At 44.1% G+C, this 612-nt stretch carries 1 protein-coding gene; it reads right to left on the reverse strand.

The features are described 5' to 3' along the window. The coding region (locus HMPREF0367_RS05710) for a CD3337/EF1877 family mobilome membrane protein (protein ID WP_035402151.1) at window positions 1–612 on the reverse strand (612 nt) is incomplete at both ends.

Raw genomic sequence — 612 nt, forward strand, 5'->3', positions numbered from 1 at the left:
CTTCCAGCACCGACAGCCCTTGCAATCCTGTGTTCCATACGTCTTGCCCGATGTCGCATGAACACCATCGGTCTACGGAAAATCCGGCGACCTATCTGCTGACTGTCATTAGCATTCAGGCTGAACATACTCATTAGTTCTCCGAGTTTCATGTAGATTCCGGCAAAACAGATTATCTGCAAAAATGCCACCATGAAGAACGGATAGTCTGTGGAAATGTTGTAAAACATACTGGAAATTGAAAATGCCACGGTCACAATCAGTGTGATTCCGGCTCTTGTCATAATGGCATTGAACACACGGACAACTGCCTGTTTCGCCATGTTCTCATAGGTCGGTATCATGGACAGTAAAAAACTGACAGGTAAAAATATGGCATATATGATAAAGAGTATCTGGGAAAACAACATCATGCCAGTAAGCAGGAAGATAAATATTGTGATACCGAGATTGAAAATGAGCAGGAAGAACACCATGCCAAGACGGTTTACGACCTGTGGAATGGTAAGATTGTCATTGTCGTTATCCTCAATCTCTGTTTTGACAACCTTTTCCCTTGTTTCCCCATCTTCGTCTGACGGACTGGCAGATACCAGAGCTTCCACACGGTCA

The sequence above is a fragment of the Faecalitalea cylindroides ATCC 27803 genome (genome assembly GCF_000469305.1).
Classification (GTDB): domain Bacteria; phylum Bacillota_I; class Bacilli_A; order Erysipelotrichales; family Erysipelotrichaceae; genus Faecalitalea; species Faecalitalea cylindroides.